This window comes from Klebsiella grimontii (assembly GCF_900200035.1).
Lineage (GTDB): Bacteria > Pseudomonadota > Gammaproteobacteria > Enterobacterales > Enterobacteriaceae > Klebsiella > Klebsiella grimontii.
This window is the reverse complement of sequence record NZ_FZTC01000009.1, coordinates 137,786-155,329: the sequence shown is the minus strand read 5'-3', so window position 1 is coordinate 155,329 and position 17,544 is coordinate 137,786. Positions and strand designations below refer to the sequence as shown.

Genomic DNA, 17,544 nt, shown 5'->3' with positions numbered 1-17,544 from the left:
CTTCGTTGAAAAAACGTTTAACAACGCTGCGGATGGTCAGTTCGTACCTTGGTCACAATAATTATTACCCGATAAATAAAGGAAAGACCCCTAGGGTCTTTCCTTTAAAAAGATTTTTATATAGAGTCAAATTAAATTAGAGACTTTCAATCTACGCCAACTAAAACTCTCTTTATGTAAAAACATAATAGATTATATATTTGGCCTTAGCTAGTCTACTATGTGATAGGTATAATAAACCCCGATGAAAAAAAGCATATATCGCAAGGAAGCGATTGAATATAAAAAATATTATTGGAAAGGGAAAGTTTTATTACTCGCAGGAATCCCTGCGTGGTTAATATCCTTACTCTCAGTTATCTTTCTTACCACATTAATCCTTACGCTACTATTTTGTAGCTATACACAGCGAATTGATGTACGTGGCGAAGTGATTACTTTACCTCACTCCATCAACGTATTTTCCTCACAGCAGGGTTATGTCGTACATCAATATGTTAAAGCTGGTGATTTAGTTAAAAAAGGAACCCCTCTATATGAAATAGATGTTTCACGTGATACAAGCGCGGGAAATGTTTCTGATTCCATGAGCAAAGCCATTGCAGATAAAATATCCAATTCCGAGGATATCATTAAAAAAATCACTGAAAACAAAACTGAAACATTAAATGCGTTAAATGAACAAGTTCGCCAGTTCAGTAGTGCCTTAGTTGAAACTGAAGGTATGCTAAAAAACGCGAAAGTTGGTCTGGATGAAATGCGTAAGAATTTAAAGAGCTATGATAATTACTTACGCCAGGGGTTAATTACTAAGGATCAGTATAACTATCAACACTCTTTATACTTTCAACAGCAAAGTACTTATCAGTCGCTTACTAGTCAAAGAATGCAGCAGGAATCTCAGTTGATACAACTGAAAAGCGATATTATCACCAAAGCAGCAGACTTCGATAATCAGGTAGCCAGTCAACGCACCAATATAAGTGACTTTAAAAACCAGATGGTTGAATCAAACGCCAGTGGCAATATGGTCATTAAAGCAACAACAAGCGGTAAAATTGAGTCTGTTTCTGTAACCATAGGGCAAATGGTAGATAAAGGAAGCAGTCTTTTGCAAATAAAACCAACGGGAAACGTAAAATATTATCTTATCCTTTGGTTACCCAACAACAGCATTCCATATGTTAAATCTGGAGATACTGTAAATATACGATACGATGCTTTTCCTTCTGATAAATTCGGGCAGTTCCCGGGAAAGATTATATCTATCTCATCAGTACCGGCCTCCCGTCAGGAGATGGCAGAATACACCAACGTGAATAATGTAAATGCGATGAACCAACAGGAACTTGCTCTGTATAAGACATTAGTAGAGATCAACGATAAATCATTTAAATACAATGATAAAGAGCTGACCCTTTCTAATGGTCTAAAAGCACAAGCTATAGTTTTTCTTGAGAAAAGACCACTTTACATGTGGATGTTTACACCATTTTATAAAATTTCACAGAGCGTAGGTGGGCCGATCCAATGACTAACGAATTATTCAAGTCAATTACTTCCAGACTGAATTTTTCCCTGCGTAAAAAAACGCCGGTAATTTTGCAATCAGAATCATCAGAGTGCGGCATCGCATGTTTGTCTATGATCTCCAGCTATCATGGTCTGGAAATAGATTTATTTAATTTCCGCCAACGTTTCGGTAGTTCGTCTCAAGGGGTTAATTTACTCGAACTCAGTAAAATTGCTGAACAGGCAGGGCTTAAAAACCGCTCTCTGTCCCTGGACTTAGACGAAATAAAGCAACTGAAGCTTCCTTGTATTTTACACTGGGGAATGAACCACTACGTTGTATTGACCAGGATTAAGCGTTCAACCTTTGTTGTTCATGATCCCGCGCTAGGGAAGCGAATGATTGGCTTGCAGGAGATGTCAAATCATTTTACTTGCATAGCCATGGAACTCTGGCCCGGAAGTAACTTCCAGCAAGAAAAAGTTAAAAGCCGGTTGCGCCTCATAGACTTGACGAAAAACATCAACGGCCTAAAGCCAGCGTTGCTCAAAATATTTGCGCTGTCAGTCGTTATCGAAGCTATTAATTTATTGATGCCTATTGGCACACAACTGGTTACCGACCACGTAATCATTGCCCACGATCATAGCTTACTTTCTGTGATTTGTATCGGTTTAGTGGTCTTTACCCTATTCCGTACCTTTGTGAGTATGATTCGCGCTTGGACCTCATTGACTCTTAATACGTTGACAGGTATCCAGTGGAAAACGACGTTGTTCGATCACTTAAGCAGTTTACCGCTGAGTTTTTTCGAAAAGCGTCACTTAGGAGATATTCAGTCACGCTTTTCATCTCTCGATGTTATCCGTTCAACATTCACTAACAGTATCGTCACCGGCATCATCGATATCATCATGACCGTTGGCCTACTCGTAATGATGTTCCTTTATGGGGGCTGGTTGGTTTGGGTTGTTCTTGGATTCACGCTCTGTTATGCGCTAATGCGTTTTGGTACATATCATTTTTATCGTCGAATAACGGAAGAACAGGTGATAAAAAGCGCACGTTCAAGCTCGCATTTTATGGAGTCTTTGTATGGTATCTCCACCATTAAGGCACTGAACCTTAAAGAAAGACGTTCGAAACACTGGCTCAATATTAATATCGAAGCATGTAATGCTGGTATTAAACAGACCCGTTTCGATATGATGTTTGGCGGCTTTAACGCCTTTATTAACAGTGTCGATCAAGTTGCTATATTATGGATTGGCGCAATTATGGTTATTGATAACGACATGACGCTTGGTATGTTCATGGCATTTAACGCTTATCGTGGCCAGTTTGCTCAGCGTGCATCAAGTCTTATTGATCTGATTATGCAATTACGTATGCTTTCATTACATAACGAACGTTTATCAGAAATTGTGTTTAGCGAGCCAGAAGCTGAAATGCCTCAGCGACGTGTTTTTGAACCGAATAAAGGTGTTGTTCTTGAGGTTAAAGACCTAACCTATCAGTATGATCCTTTTTCTCGACCAATATTTAACGATCTGAATCTAACCATTCAACCAGGTGAGTCCGTTGCGATTATAGGCCCGTCTGGCGTTGGTAAAACCACATTGCTGAAAGTCATGTGTGGGTTATTACTTCCTTCCAGTGGCGCAGTCCTGGCAGATGAACTCGATATTTCCAAAATAGGCTTAAATAATTATCGAATGAGCACTGCCTGTGTATTACAGGAAGATAGATTATTCTCAGGTTCTATCGCTGATAACATCTGTAGCTTTGAAGATAATCCTGATCAGGATCGTATTATTATTTGTGCGCAATACTGCAATATCCATGAAGAGATTATGCGTATGCCAATGGCATATGAGTCAATAGTTGGTGAATTAGGTCTTGGTATTTCAGGGGGTCAGAAACAACGTATTTTGATTGCTCGCGCGCTCTATCGCCAGCCTAGTATCCTTTTTATGGATGAAGCCACCAGCCATCTTGACCTGGCAAATGAATCATTTATTAATAAATCGATCTCAAATCTTAAAATTACTCGTGTAATCGTTGCGCACAGGCCTTCAACTATCGCCTCTGCAGATCGCGTGATTGATTTATCCCAATATGGGAAAAACACTCAAACAATTCAGGCATAATTTATATAAAGAGGCTAATATGAGTAACTATCTGAAAGGGTTAAATACCAGTATTCTCTTGCACGAAGAGAATTTTATGGCCCTGACACTTAAGGTTAAGACGAGTAATGCCCAAACTCATCTCTTTCATTTACAGGGTGAAGCGCTTAGGGATCTGATGATGATTCTGCAAAACAGGTTACTAACTCTGCAAATTAACAGTGCGAACGACCAGCATAGTTTGGCAGCTCTTATTGAAAAAGCCAGTCAGGAAATGGCGAATAATCTTCCCTTAATCGAACCGCAGGATGTTGAGCAGCCGGATGCAGGTAGCCTTGTAAGCAATTTATCAGTAATTTTTAACGAGCATGATTTTAAACTACTTTTGATCCTGAAAAATGAAAGCATGCATCATATTAGAGTTTCTGACGCACAGATTCAATTCATTATGGTGGCGATTGCCAGAGCTTTGGATAATGTTAAAAATACTAACCTGATCGCCTTACTCGCCGCCGGTAATAATTACGCGCCAGTTTACGATGCGGAATTCAATGATAATGGCACGATCGATTATAGTGTGATTGAAATTGAGCAATGGAAACTTGACTTATTTAGTCAATTCTTTCTGATCATTTATGGTATTGAAAGCACAGATGGTCCCGAGATGAAATTTGGTGCAGTAATTAAAGCTCATGAAGCGATCAATGAAGAGGGAATGGACATTATTGCGCATCACTTTGCATCAAAAAGCAAAAGATTAATGCCGTATAGCAATGAGTTAAAAAGCATTAAAACTACTGCTCTGGCTCTTAATATAGCCGGAATTCCATCACCGAAGGATGCACTGCAACCCCTTGCGGAATTCTATAAAACATTGAATATGAAATAAGGTTGAGAAAAATATGATGTACTTTCACAGGGATGTGAGTACATCAGGAATAAACCATTTTGGTGGATTATTCCTTATTGAATGCAAAAGATAGTTATTTGCATTCCTTGATAATCAGAAAAGAACGCCAATGTTCTTCATTGTGAACAGCATTGCGTTCATTTAGCCTCAGTGATTTCAGTGAGTCTCGTTCACTGAGGCCATTTTTAGGGTTAGTTCGGGCACTTATAAACCTGGCCGTTCATTTGGCTATCGGTCGGGACAAAGCTCGACAGCAGATTCTGCGTCGGGCTGCTGACGCCGTAAATCACGTTGCCGCCCATTGCTGCCGCCTGGTTACGCAGGGCGTTTGCCGCACCGCGCATAGAGCCACCCTCATCCCCATTCTGCCCGGATAGCCAGTTGCTCTGCGTGCCGGTCGCGGTTCCTAACAGCTGGCATTCAGAACCCGGCTTATCTTCAACAAAGCGTACGTTCTGGCCGCCAGAGGTCAATTCGTTGCTGGAGCTGCAACCTGCTAACAACAATGCTGCGCCGACAATCCCTGCTAAATATTTTACCTGCATGTTATTCCCCACGATCAATGAGCTGGACGCACTGGCCCGGATGTACAACCTTATACTAAAAAGACGACAAAAAGAAAAACCCCCGAGCATTTCTGCCCGAGGGTTTCCTTGTTTCTAAGGGGTATAGCGCACGATTACATCATGCCGCCCATACCACCCATGCCACCCATACCGCCAGCAGCACCTAAATCAGGAGCATCGCCTTTCGGCAGGTCGGTGACCATGCACTCGGTGGTGATCATCAGACCAGCAACGGATGCTGCGTACTGCAGAGCAGAACGAGTCACTTTAGTTGGGTCCAGGATACCGAAGTCGATCATGTTGCCGTATTCTTCGGTAGCGGCGTTGTAACCGTAGTTACCTTCGCCCGCTTTCACGTTGTTAGCAACAACAGACGGCTCTTCACCAGCGTTGGAAACGATCTGACGGAGCGGTGCTTCCATTGCGCGCAGCGCAACTTTGATACCGACGTTCTGATCTTCGTTCTGAGCGGTCAGGCCAGCCAGTTTAGCAGCAACGCGAACCAGCGCTACGCCACCACCAGCAACCACGCCTTCTTCTACCGCAGCACGGGTCGCGTGCAGGGCGTCGTCCACGCGTGCTTTCTTCTCTTTCATTTCAACTTCGGTAGCCGCGCCGACTTTGATTACCGCAACGCCGCCGGCCAGTTTAGCCACGCGCTCCTGCAGTTTTTCACGGTCGTAGTCAGAAGTCGCTTCTTCAATCTGCTTACGGATCTGAGTAACGCGGCCCTGAATCGCAGCTTCTTCACCCACGCCATCGATGATGGTGGTGGTGTCTTTGTTAATAACAACGCGTTTCGCCTGACCCAGGTCTTCCAGAGTCGCTTTTTCCAGCTCCATACCGATCTCTTCAGAGATAACGGTACCGCCGGTCAGCGTTGCGATGTCCTGCAGCATAGCTTTACGACGGTCGCCGAAGCCCGGTGCTTTAACCGCAGCCACTTTAACGATGCCGCGCATGGTGTTCACCACCAGGGTCGCCAGCGCTTCGCCTTCAACGTCTTCAGCGATGATAACCAGCGGTTTGCCAGCTTTCGCTACGGCTTCAAGAACCGGCAGCATTTCGCGGATGTTGGAGATTTTTTTGTCAGCCAGCAGAATGAACGGGCTTTCCAGCTCAACAGCACCGGTTTCCGGCTTGTTGATGAAGTACGGAGACAGGTAGCCGCGGTCAAACTGCATACCTTCAACCACGTCCAGTTCGTCTTCCAGACCGGTACCGTCTTCTACGGTGATCACGCCTTCTTTACCGACTTTATCCATCGCTTCAGCGATCAGTTTACCTACGGTTTCGTCGGAGTTAGCGGAGATGGTGCCAACCTGAGCAATGGCTTTAGAGTCAGAGCACGGTACAGACAGCGTTTTCAGTTCTTCAACAGCGGCTACGACAGCTTTGTCGATACCACGTTTCAGATCCATCGGGTTCATGCCCGCAGCGACGGCTTTCAGGCCTTCAGCGATGATAGCCTGCGCCAGTACGGTTGCGGTGGTAGTACCGTCGCCTGCAGCGTCGTTCGCTTTAGAGGCAACTTCTTTAACCATCTGCGCGCCCATGTTTTCGAACTTGTCTTCCAGCTCGATTTCACGCGCTACGGACACGCCGTCTTTGGTGATGGTCGGCGCACCGAAGGATTTGTCCAGAACCACGTTACGGCCTTTCGGGCCCAGGGTTACTTTAACTGCGTCTGCCAGTACGTTTACGCCGCGCAGCATTTTCACACGAGCGTCGTTACCGAATTTTACGTCTTTAGCTGCCATTTTATCTTTCCCTTAAATTCGTATGTTCAGTGTCGTTCGCGGATTACGCTTCAACAATTGCCAGAATGTCGCTTTCGGACATGATCAACACTTCTTCATTGTCGATCTTCTCGGATTTTACGCCGTAGCCATCGTTGAAAATGACGATGTCACCAACTTTAACGTCCAGAGGCTGCACGGTTCCGTTTTCCAGGATGCGGCCCTTACCGACAGCGATGATTTCGCCACGAGTTGATTTTGCTGCCGCAGAACCGGTCAGAACGATGCCGCCAGCAGACTTCGTTTCAACTTCTTTACGTTTGACGATCACACGATCATGTAACGGACGAATACTCATTTTGATAGCTCTCCTTTGAGAAAGTCATTATCAGTTATGGATGACGCCGGTCCGCACACGGTTTTCCGGCTAGTGCCCTGAGAGATGGGGATGGGGTTTTCCCGCTTCAAGGGGAAAAGCAAAAAAAAATTTGTCCACGTGCTCAGACGCACACTAATTTGCCGCCCTCAGCTGACGTCATAAGCAAAAGCGATTGTGATACCATCCCTTTTTTGCCGGGCGCAAGGTTGAATTATGAGTGGTTTAAAACAGGAGTTGGGGCTTGCTCAAGGAGTGGGGCTACTTTCCACATCATTACTGGGAACCGGCGTTTTCGCGGTTCCGGCGCTGGCGGCATTGGTCGCCGGCGATAACAGCCTGTGGGCCTGGCCCGCGCTGATTTTACTGGTGTTTCCCATCGCTATCGTCTTCGCCACGCTGGGCCGCCACTTTCCCAGCGCAGGCGGCGTAGCGCATTTTGTGCATATGGCTTTTGGCCCGCGCCTGGCGCGCGTCACCGGCTGGCTCTTTTTATCGGTGATCCCGGTTGGGTTACCCGCTGCCCTGCATATCGCCACCGGCTTTGGTCAGGCGCTCTTTGGCTGGCACGACAGCCAGCTGCTGCTGGCCGAGCTGGGAACGCTGGCGATTATCTGGTGGGTCGGTTCTCGCGGAGCCAGCTCCAGCGCCAATCTACAAACGCTGGTTGCCGTGCTGATTGTCGCCCTGATTGTCGCCATCTGGTGGCGCGGCGCGATAAACCCAGCACAGATCCCCTTCCCGCCGCCTTCTGATATCGACAGTTCGCAGCTTTTTTCTGCCCTTTCGGTGATGTTCTGGTGTTTTGTCGGTCTTGAGGCCTTCGCGCACCTGGCCTCTGAATTTAAGCAGCCGGAACGCGATTTCCCCCGCGCGCTGATGATCGGCCTGTTACTGGCGGGTTCAGTCTACTGGGCCTGTACCGTGCTGGTCCTGCATTTTCATGCCTTTGGCGAGGAGATGGCCGCCGCCGCGTCGCTACCCAATATCGTGGTGCGTCTGTTCGGCGTTCAGGCGCTATGGATCGCCTGCGTTATCGGCTATCTCGCCTGCTTCGCCAGCCTCAATATTTATATTCAGAGCTTTGCCCGCCTGGTCTGGTCGCAGGCGCAGCACAAACCCGATAGCTATTTGTCCCGCCTGTCGCCGCGGCAAATTCCGCGTAACGCGTTGAACGCGGTCCTCGGCTGCTGCGTGATTAGCGCATTGTGCATTTATGCGCTCAATATCAACCTTGATGCGCTGATCGTCTACGCCAACGGCATTTTTATCATGATCTATCTGCTGTGCATGCTGGCGGGCTGCCGTCTGCTTCAGGGACGTTATCGTCTGTTAGCGGCGTTTGGCAGCGTACTGTGCATGGTGCTGCTGGCGATGGTTGGCTGGAAGAGTCTGTACGCGTTTATCATGCTGGCGGGACTGTGGCTGTTTTTACCGAAGCGCCGGCTGGCAGAGAGGTATTCCAGGCCGGAGTAACCGGCCTGGAGGATGTTAGTCGCGGCGATCGTCTTTATGATCGAGACGGTCGCGCTCGTCGTCTTTACGCTGATATTCGCCTTCAAAGGTATCGCCGCCGCCCGTTCCGGCGCTAAACCCGCCGCCAGGCATCCGGCTAAAACGCAGATGCGGCATCAGCTTCAAGGTCAGATGCTTCTGCACCGGAGGCAGCAGCAGCAGCAGACCCAGGAAATCGGTAAAGAACCCCGGCAGAAGTAACAACAGACCGGCGATAATCAGCGACACGCTTTTGATCATCTCAGCGGCCGGGCTCTCCCCCGCCGCCATCTTCTGCTGCATCAGCATAAGGTTTTTAAAACCCTGGTTTTTCACCAGCGATATCCCCACCACCGAGCTGAAGATCACCAGAATCAGCGTCAGCAGGACGCCAAGCACATGGGCGACCTGGATAAAGATCGAGATTTCAATGTAAACGTATAAAAAAACGGCAATTAACGGAATCCAACGCACCGGCGTCTCCTTCATAAACAGACGCCCGCATCGGCGCCCGTAGTCATAGATGTGCTATTCGCATCAAAAAGATGTTGGGCCAAAACGTCACTTTTCAATCGTAAAAAAAGCTTATTTTTTTCAACAATAGAAAACCGGTGACCCATTTCACAGATTAATAATTCTTATAAGATTCACTACATAATAAGTGATCAGGGCGGCTGATATTCGCTATCATCAGCATATGATCGTGGGTACCGGGCCGATTAAGGAAATAATCTGCGGCCAGAAAATGCGCTAGATCCGATAAATTCTGCGTATTTGGTGAATTCATAGGCAGCTTGAAAGAGAAGGTTCACATGTTAAACAACATTCGTATCGAAGAAGACCTGTTGGGTACCAGGGAAGTTCCAGCTGACGCTTACTACGGCGTCCATACTCTGAGAGCGATTGAAAACTTCTACATCAGCAACAACAAAATCAGCGATATCCCTGAATTTGTCCGCGGAATGGTGATGGTGAAGAAGGCCGCTGCGCAGGCTAACAAAGAGCTGCAAACTATCCCCAAAAGCGTTGCCAATGCCATTATCGCCGCCTGCGATGAGGTCCTGAATAACGGCAAATGCATGGACCAGTTCCCGGTCGACGTCTTCCAGGGCGGCGCGGGCACTTCCGTAAACATGAACACCAACGAAGTACTGGCCAACATCGGCCTTGAGCTGATGGGCCACCAGAAAGGCGAATATCAGTACCTCAACCCTAACGACCACGTTAATAAATGCCAGTCCACTAACGATGCCTACCCGACCGGTTTCCGCATCGCGGTCTACGCCTCCATCCTCAAGCTGATCGATGCGATTAACCAGCTGGGCGAAGGCTTCCAGCAGAAGGCGGTTGAGTTCCAGGACATTCTGAAAATGGGTCGGACACAGCTACAGGATGCGGTGCCGATGACCCTCGGTCAGGAGTTCCACGCGTTTAATGTTCTGCTTAACGAAGAGACCAAATGCATTCTGCGCACTGCGGAACTGCTGCTGGAAGTGAACCTTGGCGCGACCGCTATCGGCACCCGCCTGAACACCCCGGATGGTTATCAGCAGTTAGCGGTACAAAAACTGGCGGAAGTCAGCAACCTGCCGGTTGTACCCGCAGAAGATCTGATCGAAGCGACCTCCGACTGCGGCGCCTACGTGATGGTCCACAGTTCCCTGAAGCGCCTGGCGGTAAAACTGTCCAAAATCTGTAACGACCTGCGCCTGCTCTCTTCCGGCCCGCGCGCTGGCCTGAACGAAATCAATCTGCCTGAACTGCAGGCGGGCTCTTCCATCATGCCCGCCAAAGTTAACCCGGTGGTCCCGGAAGTCGTCAACCAGGTGTGCTTCAAGGTGATCGGTAACGACACCACCGTCACCATGGCTTCCGAAGCGGGCCAGCTGCAGCTGAACGTGATGGAACCGGTGATTGGCCAGGCGATGTTTGAATCTATTCATATTCTGACCAACGCCTGCTACAACCTGCTGGAAAAATGCGTCAGCGGCATTACCGCCAACAAAGCGGTATGTGAAAGCTACGTCTATAACTCGATTGGCATCGTCACCTACCTCAACCCGTATATCGGCCACCACAATGGCGATATCGTCGGCAAGATTTGCGCCGAAACGGGCAAGAGCGTCAGGGACGTGGTGCTTGAGCGCGGGCTACTGACCGCAGCGGAGCTGGATGACATCTTCTCTGCGCAGAACCTGATGCACCCGGCCTATAAAGCGAAGCGTTACACCGATGAAAGCGAACAATAGGTCTTCAGAGTAGACTTACCACAGGCATGTCAGCGATGACATGCCTTTTTTGTTCTTATTGATTTACTAAATCACAACAACCCAATATCAACTTGTTAATAAAACAAGGAAGGCATATATGTTTGGTGCAGAACTCGTTATTGTCCTGCTGGCTATTTATCTGGGAGCCAGACTGGGGGGCATCGGCATCGGTTTCGCCGGTGGCCTGGGCGTCCTCGTCCTGACTCTCGTTTTTCAAATTAAACCCGGCGCGATCCCCTTCGACGTCATTGAAATCATTATGGCGGTTATCGCCGCTATCGCCGCCATGCAGGTCGCCGGAGGGATGGACTATCTGGTCAGTCTCGCCGAACGAATGCTCCGGCGTCACCCCAAATACATCACCTTTCTCGCCCCGTTGGTCACCTGGTTTATGACCGTACTTGCCGGAACCGGGCATACCGCGTTCTCGACCCTGCCGGTGATCACCGAAGTGGCAAAAGAACAGGGCATCCGCCCTTCGCGCCCGCTCTCCATCGCGGTGGTCGCTTCGCAGATTGCGATTACCGCCTCGCCGATTTCGGCAGCGGTGGTCTTTTTTGCCGGCATTCTTGAGCCGCTGGGCGTCAGCTACCTGACCCTGCTGGCGATCTGTATTCCGGTTACCCTGATTGCCGTCATGCTTACCGCCATCGTCTGTAACTTCCTCGGCTGCGAGCTGAAAGACGATCCGATTTATCAGGAGCGACTGGCAAAAGGGGAAGTCAAACTGCGCGGTAGCCAGGTTTTTGAACTGAAGCCGCACGCCAGACGCTCGGTCTTACTGTTTCTGATTGGTATCATCGCGGTGATGTTCTACGCCACCGCCATTAGCGATACCGTAGGCCTGATCCAGAACCCGGTCCTGCCGCGTAACGAAGCGATCGTCGTATTTATGCTGACTATCGCGACGCTGATAAGCATTACCTGCAAAATCGACACTGGTGAAGTCCTCAACGCCAGCACCTTTAAATCCGGCATGAGCGCCTGCGTCTGCGTTCTCGGCGTCGCATGGCTGGGGGATACGTTCGTCAAAGCCCACATCAGCGATATCCAGACCGTGGCGGGCGACCTGCTGCACAACTACCCGTGGCTGCTGGCGGTGGTGCTCTTCTTCGCCGCGACCCTGCTTTATTCCCAGGCTGCGACCACCAAGGCGCTGATGCCCGCCGCGCTGATGCTGGGCGTGAGCCCGCTTACCGCCATCGCCTCGTTTGCCGCCGTCTCCGCCCTTTTCGTTCTGCCGACCTACCCAACCCTGCTGGCGGCGGTCGAAATGGACGACACCGGCTCAACCCGCATCGGCAAATACGTCTTTAACCATGCTTTCCTGATCCCCGGCGTCATCGCCATTACGCTGTGCGTGATCCTCGGGTTTATTTTCGGTGGCATCATGCTGTAAATCTCTTCAAATTCGGGCCAGATCCTGGCCCGTTGCGTTAATCCTCCCCACCTTGCGTGCTATAGTGCCTCTTTTCGCTGATACGAGGTTCACGATGACTACGCCTGATGCTGTTGTTGTACTCTGTACCGCGCCGGATGAAGCGACCGCCCAGGACCTGGCGGCCAAAGCGCTGGCGGAAAAACTCGCCGCCTGCGCCACTCTCCTGCCGGGAGCGACATCGCTCTACTACTGGGAAGGAAAACTGGAGCAGGAGTATGAAGTGCAAATGCTGCTGAAAACCGACCTTGCCCATCAGCAGGCGCTGCTGGACTGCCTGAAGTCCCATCACCCGTATCAAACCCCTGAACTTCTGGTTCTGCCCGTTATTCACGGAGACAACGATTACCTCTCATGGCTCAACGCATCATTACGCTGATCCTGCTGCTTTGCAGCACTTCGGCCATTGCCGGCCTGTTCGACGCCCCTGGCCGTTCGAACTTTGTTCCTGCTGACCAGGCTTTTGCCTTCGATTTTCAGCAGAATCAACACGATCTTAATCTGACCTGGCAAATCAAGGATGGTTACTATCTTTACCGTAAACAGATAAAGCTGACGTCCGCCGATGCGGCGTTTAGCGAACCTTCGCTGCCCGCAGGCGAATGGCATGAGGACGAGTTTTACGGTAAAAGCGAAATTTACCGCCAGCGCCTGACCGTGCCGGTCACTCTGACTCACGCCGCCGCCGGCGCGACCCTGACCGTCACCTGGCAAGGCTGCGCGGATGCCGGTTTTTGCTATCCGCCGGAAACCAAAATCGTGCCGCTCGGCAACGCGCTAGCGCAATCCGGCGATAAAAAACCGATGCTTAATCCGCCCCTGCCGCTGGAAACGCGCCCGGCGCTGCCGGTCGAGTCACCCGCTGACCTTGCGCCCCCCGCTACGGACGAAAAAAGCGCCGATCTGCCCTTTAGCGCGCTGTGGGCGCTATTGATTGGTATCGGCATCGCGTTTACCCCCTGCGTTCTGCCGATGTATCCGCTCATTTCCGGTATCGTGCTGGGCGGTCAAAAACGCCTCTCCACCGCCCGCGCGCTGCTGCTGGCCTTTATCTACGTTCAGGGTATGGCCTTAACCTACACCGCGCTGGGGCTGGTTGTTGCCGCTGCGGGCCTGCAATTCCAGGCGGCGCTGCAGCACCCTTATGTGCTGATTGGCCTGTCGGTGGTGTTTATCCTGCTGGCGCTGTCGATGTTTGGTCTATTTACGCTCCAGCTGCCTTCGTCGCTGCAAACGCGTCTGACGCTGATGAGCAACAAACGCCAGGGCGGTTCAACCGGCGGCGTATTCGCCATGGGGGCAATTGCTGGATTAATCTGCTCGCCCTGCACCACCGCGCCGCTGAGCGCCATTCTGCTCTATATCGCCCAGAGCGGTAATCTGTGGCTGGGCGGCGGAACGCTGTACCTCTACGCGCTCGGAATGGGGCTGCCGCTGATCCTGGTGACCGTATTCGGTAACCGCCTGCTGCCGAAAAGCGGCCCGTGGATGGCCCACGTCAAAACCGCCTTTGGCTTTGTTATCCTCGCGCTGCCGGTCTTTTTACTGGAGCGTATCGTGGGCGAACCGTGGGGCCTGCGGCTTTGGTCGCTGCTGGGCGTCGCCTTTTTTAGCTGGGCGTTTATCACCTCACTGGGCGGCACGCGCCCCTGGCTGCGTATCGTGCAAATAGCGATGCTCGGCGCCGCGCTGGTCAGCGCCCGTCCACTGCAGGACTGGGCTTTCGATGCGCCGGTCGCCCAACAGCAGGCCCATCTCCAGTTTACCCGCATCCATAACGTCGATGAGCTCAATCAGGCGCTGGCGCAGGCGAAAGGCAAAACGGTGATGCTCGATCTGTACGCCGACTGGTGCGTGGCCTGCAAAGAGTTCGAGAAATACACCTTCAGTTCACCTGACGTTCAACAGGCCCTGAAAGAGACCGTTCTGCTGCAGGTTGATGTCACGAAGAATAGCGAGCAGGACGCGGCGCTGCTGAAGCACCTCCAGGTGCTCGGCTTGCCCACGATTCTGTTTTTCAACGAACGGGGCGAGGAGCAGCCCGCACAGCGCGTCACCGGGTTTATGGATGCCGCGGCATTCAGCGCCCATTTGCGCGATCGACAACCGTGAGCGACACTGTAGGAGGAAAAATGGAGGAAAAGACCGTGCAACGTGAAGATGTCCTGGGTGAAGCCATCCAAATCCTCGAAATCGAGGGTATCGCTAACACCACGCTGGAAATGGTCGCCGAGCGCGTGGCTTACCCGCTCAATGACCTCAAACGTTTCTGGCCTGACCAGGAGGCGCTGTTATATGACGCGCTTCGCTATCTCAGCCATCAGGTCGATGCCTGGCGCCGCCAGCTTTTGCTGGACGAGTCGCTCAGCGCGGAGCAGAAGCTGCTGGCCCGCTACGCCGCGCTGACCACCTGCGTGAGCAACCATCGTTATCCCGGCTGCCTGTTTATCGCCGCCTGTACTTTTTACCCGGACCCTCAGCATCCGATCCATCAGCTGGCCGAGCAGCAAAAGCAGGCTTCGCTGGCCTATACCCACGAACTGCTTAGCCAGCTCGAAGTTGACGATCCGGCAATGGCCGCGAAGCAGATGGAGCTGATCATCGAAGGCTGCCTGAGCCGACTGCTGATCAAACGCAGCCAGACGGACGTCGATACCGCGCGTCGCCTGGCTGAAGACATTTTGCGTTTTGCCCAGTGCCGTATGGGCGGCGCCCTGACCTGATTCCGATATCTTAACTGATTCATCGCGCATATAATTCCCCTTCATCGATATGCTGACAGGGTTTGATATGCGCTCTCTTCTTTGGCTTGCCGCCATGGGGCTGTGTTCAACACCGCTCCTGGCAGCCTCTCCGCAAGGCTTTTCTTTCGCGCATAAAGACTGGGAGCTCGCCTGCGACAACACCGGTACCTGTCGGGCCGCGGGGTATGGCACCACCGTGGGCGAAGTCAGCGTTCTGCTGACCCGCAATGCGGGCGCGGCGCAGCACGTCATCGCTGTCGCGACCTTCGCGCAAACCGAACGCGATATTCCTCCCGATGCCGCGGTAAACCTGTTTATTGACGATCGGGATCACGGTCCGCTTGAGGTCGCCGACGAGAGCCACTTTCGCTTCGATGATACCCAGACGGCGGCCCTGATTCAGGCCCTTGAGCACAACGGCAAAATTGAGCTGGCGCTTAACGGCGAGCGTAAGACGCTTTCCGACGCAGGCAGCAGCGCCGTATTTTTGAAGATGGATGAGTTCCAGCGGCGCCTGGGCACTGCCGATGCGCTGTTACGCCAGGGCGACGCCGGTGATGACAATATTTTAACGGCAGCGCCCGCGCCGGAAATTATCGCCGCGCCGGCGGTTCACGATGCCGCTACCGCGCCGTTGACGGCAAAGCAGCGGCAGAAACTCCTTCCCCAACTCGTCCCGCTCCTGAACAGCCATTGTGACGACTGGCAAAACGCGGATATCCCGGCGTCTGAGCGCCAGCTCACCGCAACTCCGCTGGATAAAAACCACACGCTGATTCAGGCCCTGTGCTGGCGCGCGGCCTACAACGACGGCTATGCAGTGTGGGTCGTGGACAAAGGGTTCATGACCCCGCCTCAGCTGGTCACCACCGACGCCTCCAGCTATGCCGACGGCGTGCTCACCTTTTTCAATAAAGGCCGCGGTATCGCCGACTGCATCAGCGGCGAAGAACGCGTCTGGGACGGTAAAACGTTTATCCAGAGCCTGAAGTACACCACCGGTGACTGCCGGGAAATCGCCCCCGGAGGCGCGTGGATGCTGCCCACCTTTGTGGGCCAGGTTATCCCAAAGCAGCAGAAAGATGCCGATAACAACGCGCTGAAAGCGTTATACAACGCGGTGTTAAAAGAGCAGAAGGTCAATCCTGAACTGGATCTGAATAAGATCGCCGAGCAGTTTCCCCTCAGCGGCAACGTCAGCCATTTTACGCTGACCTACGCGGACGACTCTCTGGTCTCGACGACGAAGCCCTCCGCCGATATCAGCGATGATGAGTGGCAGACGTTTCTCCAGTCCGATATCAGCGCCGACTCCGAAAACGGCAAAGTCAGCTTTACGCTGGTTGACCTCGACGGAGACGGTAAACGTGATTTAATCATCGACAGCTACGTCGGCGGTACCGGACTCTTTAGCTATACCGGGATATTAAAACGCAGCGACGACGCTTTTGCTGCGGTCAACAGCGATGATAGCGGCAACGGCGATGATTTTGACGCAGGCGTTCCGGGCGCGCTCTACTCTCTTAACGGCCGCGGCGCCAACCAGTGGAGCCACTGGGTACGCATTAATGGCCAGGTTTATGCGCTCTGGTACAACGGCCAGTTTGGCGAAGATAATCTCTATCTCTTGCGCCCGTTTGGCCCCTCAGGCAGTACGCCAGCAGTGACGATCCGCTATCGCTACACCCTCAACGACATCAGCTCGCCGGAAAAAGGTCAACCCCTGACGCCGGCGCTGAATGACAGGGAAAAATCAGACCTGCTGAAGTCGCTGGAAGTGATGCAGAGCAGCCTGCTCAAGGATAAGCCGCAGAGCGACAATGACGCGCCGATTTGTCCTATTCCTCCTGGCACGTCATCCGACGACGCGGAAAACTACTACAGCGGCGTACCGTCGAACTATATCTACGAAACCGTGGCGTATATCCCGGTCTGGCTCAACGATAAATGTTTTATCGGCACCATCTTTAGCCACCATGGCGCCTATCGCCACGGCGTCGACGCGGAAATCACGCTCAGCTCGCCGCGCGATGATGAAGACATCGTTGGCGACTACGCGATCTCCGGATTGCGCCGCGCTATCTCGGTGACCAGCGGCTGGAAAATCCGCGAAGGCGACAACGGTATGATGTAATTTTCAGCAAAAAAGCGCCTTTGGGCGCAGAATTGCCGCAAAGTTAAGCAACCAGTAGATAAAACGAGAAATTTGATTGACGGGGCGTACGGATTACGGTTTAATGCGCCCCGTTGCCCGGATAGCTCAGTCGGTAGAGCAGGGGATTGAAAATCCCCGTGTCCTTGGTTCGATTCCGAGTCCGGGCACCACTATTCAGAGAACCCAGCCTATGGCTGGGTTTTTGCTTTT

General features: G+C 51.5%; 14 protein-coding genes and 1 tRNA gene. 11 read left to right on the top strand and 4 right to left on the bottom strand.

Translation table 11 applies throughout. The features are described 5' to 3' along the window. The first annotated feature begins 244 nt into the window (after positions 1-244). The 3 genes from KOSB73_RS03385 to yjeJ are packed head-to-tail and all read left to right on the top strand — an operon-like array spanning position 245 to position 4,531. Positions 245-1,534 carry an HlyD family secretion protein gene (locus KOSB73_RS03385; protein WP_098140227.1) on the top strand — a complete coding sequence of 430 codons (1,290 nt, stop codon included), beginning with the start codon at positions 245-247 and terminating at the stop codon, positions 1,532-1,534. Then, the gene (locus KOSB73_RS03380) at positions 1,531-3,663 is read left to right on the top strand and encodes a peptidase domain-containing ABC transporter (RefSeq protein WP_098140226.1); all 2,133 of its coding nucleotides are present in this window, start codon (positions 1,531-1,533) and stop codon (positions 3,661-3,663) included. Before KOSB73_RS03385 ends, KOSB73_RS03380 begins: the two co-directional genes overlap by 4 nt. A 19-nt stretch (positions 3,664-3,682) precedes the next feature. Beyond that, entirely contained in the window at positions 3,683-4,531 is an 849-nt protein-coding gene (yjeJ, locus tag KOSB73_RS03375) for a YjeJ family protein (RefSeq protein ID WP_165774978.1), read from the top strand. A gap of 212 nt (positions 4,532-4,743) precedes the next feature. Here yjeJ and KOSB73_RS03370 read toward each other — a convergent pair whose 3' ends face one another. The 3 genes from KOSB73_RS03370 to KOSB73_RS03360 all read right to left on the bottom strand — a co-directional run bounded on the left by KOSB73_RS03370 (position 4,744) and on the right by KOSB73_RS03360 (position 7,215). Next, entirely contained in the window at positions 4,744-5,097 is a 354-nt protein-coding gene (locus tag KOSB73_RS03370; RefSeq protein ID WP_004871163.1) for a DUF4156 domain-containing protein, read from the bottom strand. A 134-nt stretch (positions 5,098-5,231) separates the two neighbouring features. After that, positions 5,232-6,878: a chaperonin GroEL gene (gene groL, locus KOSB73_RS03365; protein WP_004871165.1), complete on the bottom strand. Its 1,647-nt coding sequence runs from the start codon at positions 6,876-6,878 to the stop codon at positions 5,232-5,234. Between the two features lie 43 nt (positions 6,879-6,921). Then, complete coding sequence (locus tag KOSB73_RS03360) at positions 6,922-7,215, bottom strand: co-chaperone GroES (RefSeq protein ID WP_003855929.1); 294 nt, start codon at positions 7,213-7,215, stop codon at positions 6,922-6,924. 234 nt (positions 7,216-7,449) lie between these two features. Between KOSB73_RS03360 and yjeH the strand changes: the two genes are divergently transcribed. Next, on the top strand, positions 7,450-8,709 hold the full coding sequence (gene yjeH, locus KOSB73_RS03355) for an L-methionine/branched-chain amino acid transporter (RefSeq protein WP_098140224.1): 1,260 nt from the start codon (positions 7,450-7,452) through the stop codon (positions 8,707-8,709). Between the two features lie 15 nt (positions 8,710-8,724). Here the strand turns inward: yjeH and KOSB73_RS03350 are convergent, their stop codons facing one another. Continuing rightward, positions 8,725-9,201, bottom strand: coding sequence for an FxsA family protein (locus KOSB73_RS03350; RefSeq protein WP_004097899.1), 477 nt, complete (start codon positions 9,199-9,201; stop codon positions 8,725-8,727). Between the two features lie 338 nt (positions 9,202-9,539). Here KOSB73_RS03350 and aspA point away from each other — a divergent pair, with 338 nt between their 5' ends. The 7 genes from aspA to KOSB73_RS03310 all read left to right on the top strand — a co-directional run bounded on the left by aspA (position 9,540) and on the right by KOSB73_RS03310 (position 17,504). Next, a complete protein-coding gene (gene aspA, locus KOSB73_RS03340) occupies positions 9,540-10,976 on the top strand; it encodes an aspartate ammonia-lyase (RefSeq protein WP_004097898.1) in 1,437 nt (478 codons plus the stop codon). A 118-nt stretch (positions 10,977-11,094) separates the two neighbouring features. Continuing rightward, entirely contained in the window at positions 11,095-12,396 is a 1,302-nt protein-coding gene (locus KOSB73_RS03335; RefSeq protein ID WP_004871172.1) for an anaerobic C4-dicarboxylate transporter, read from the top strand. A gap of 94 nt (positions 12,397-12,490) precedes the next feature. Further along, positions 12,491-12,814 (top strand): divalent cation tolerance protein CutA, encoded by a 324-nt coding sequence (gene cutA / locus KOSB73_RS03330; protein WP_004109254.1) that lies wholly within the window; start codon positions 12,491-12,493, stop codon positions 12,812-12,814. Next, on the top strand, positions 12,790-14,547 hold the full coding sequence (locus tag KOSB73_RS03325) for a protein-disulfide reductase DsbD (RefSeq protein ID WP_049089186.1): 1,758 nt from the start codon (positions 12,790-12,792) through the stop codon (positions 14,545-14,547). The genes cutA and KOSB73_RS03325 overlap by 25 nt, the downstream gene beginning before the upstream one ends. A gap of 35 nt (positions 14,548-14,582) precedes the next feature. Beyond that, positions 14,583-15,158, top strand: a complete 576-nt coding sequence (locus tag KOSB73_RS03320; RefSeq protein ID WP_098140228.1) for a transcriptional regulator — start codon at positions 14,583-14,585, stop codon at positions 15,156-15,158. A 67-nt stretch (positions 15,159-15,225) separates the two neighbouring features. Next, positions 15,226-17,313 (top strand): DUF1176 domain-containing protein, encoded by a 2,088-nt coding sequence (locus tag KOSB73_RS03315; protein WP_049099389.1) that lies wholly within the window; start codon positions 15,226-15,228, stop codon positions 17,311-17,313. A gap of 115 nt (positions 17,314-17,428) precedes the next feature. Next, positions 17,429-17,504 (top strand) — tRNA-Phe (locus KOSB73_RS03310). Positions 17,505-17,544: the final 40 nt, after the last annotated feature.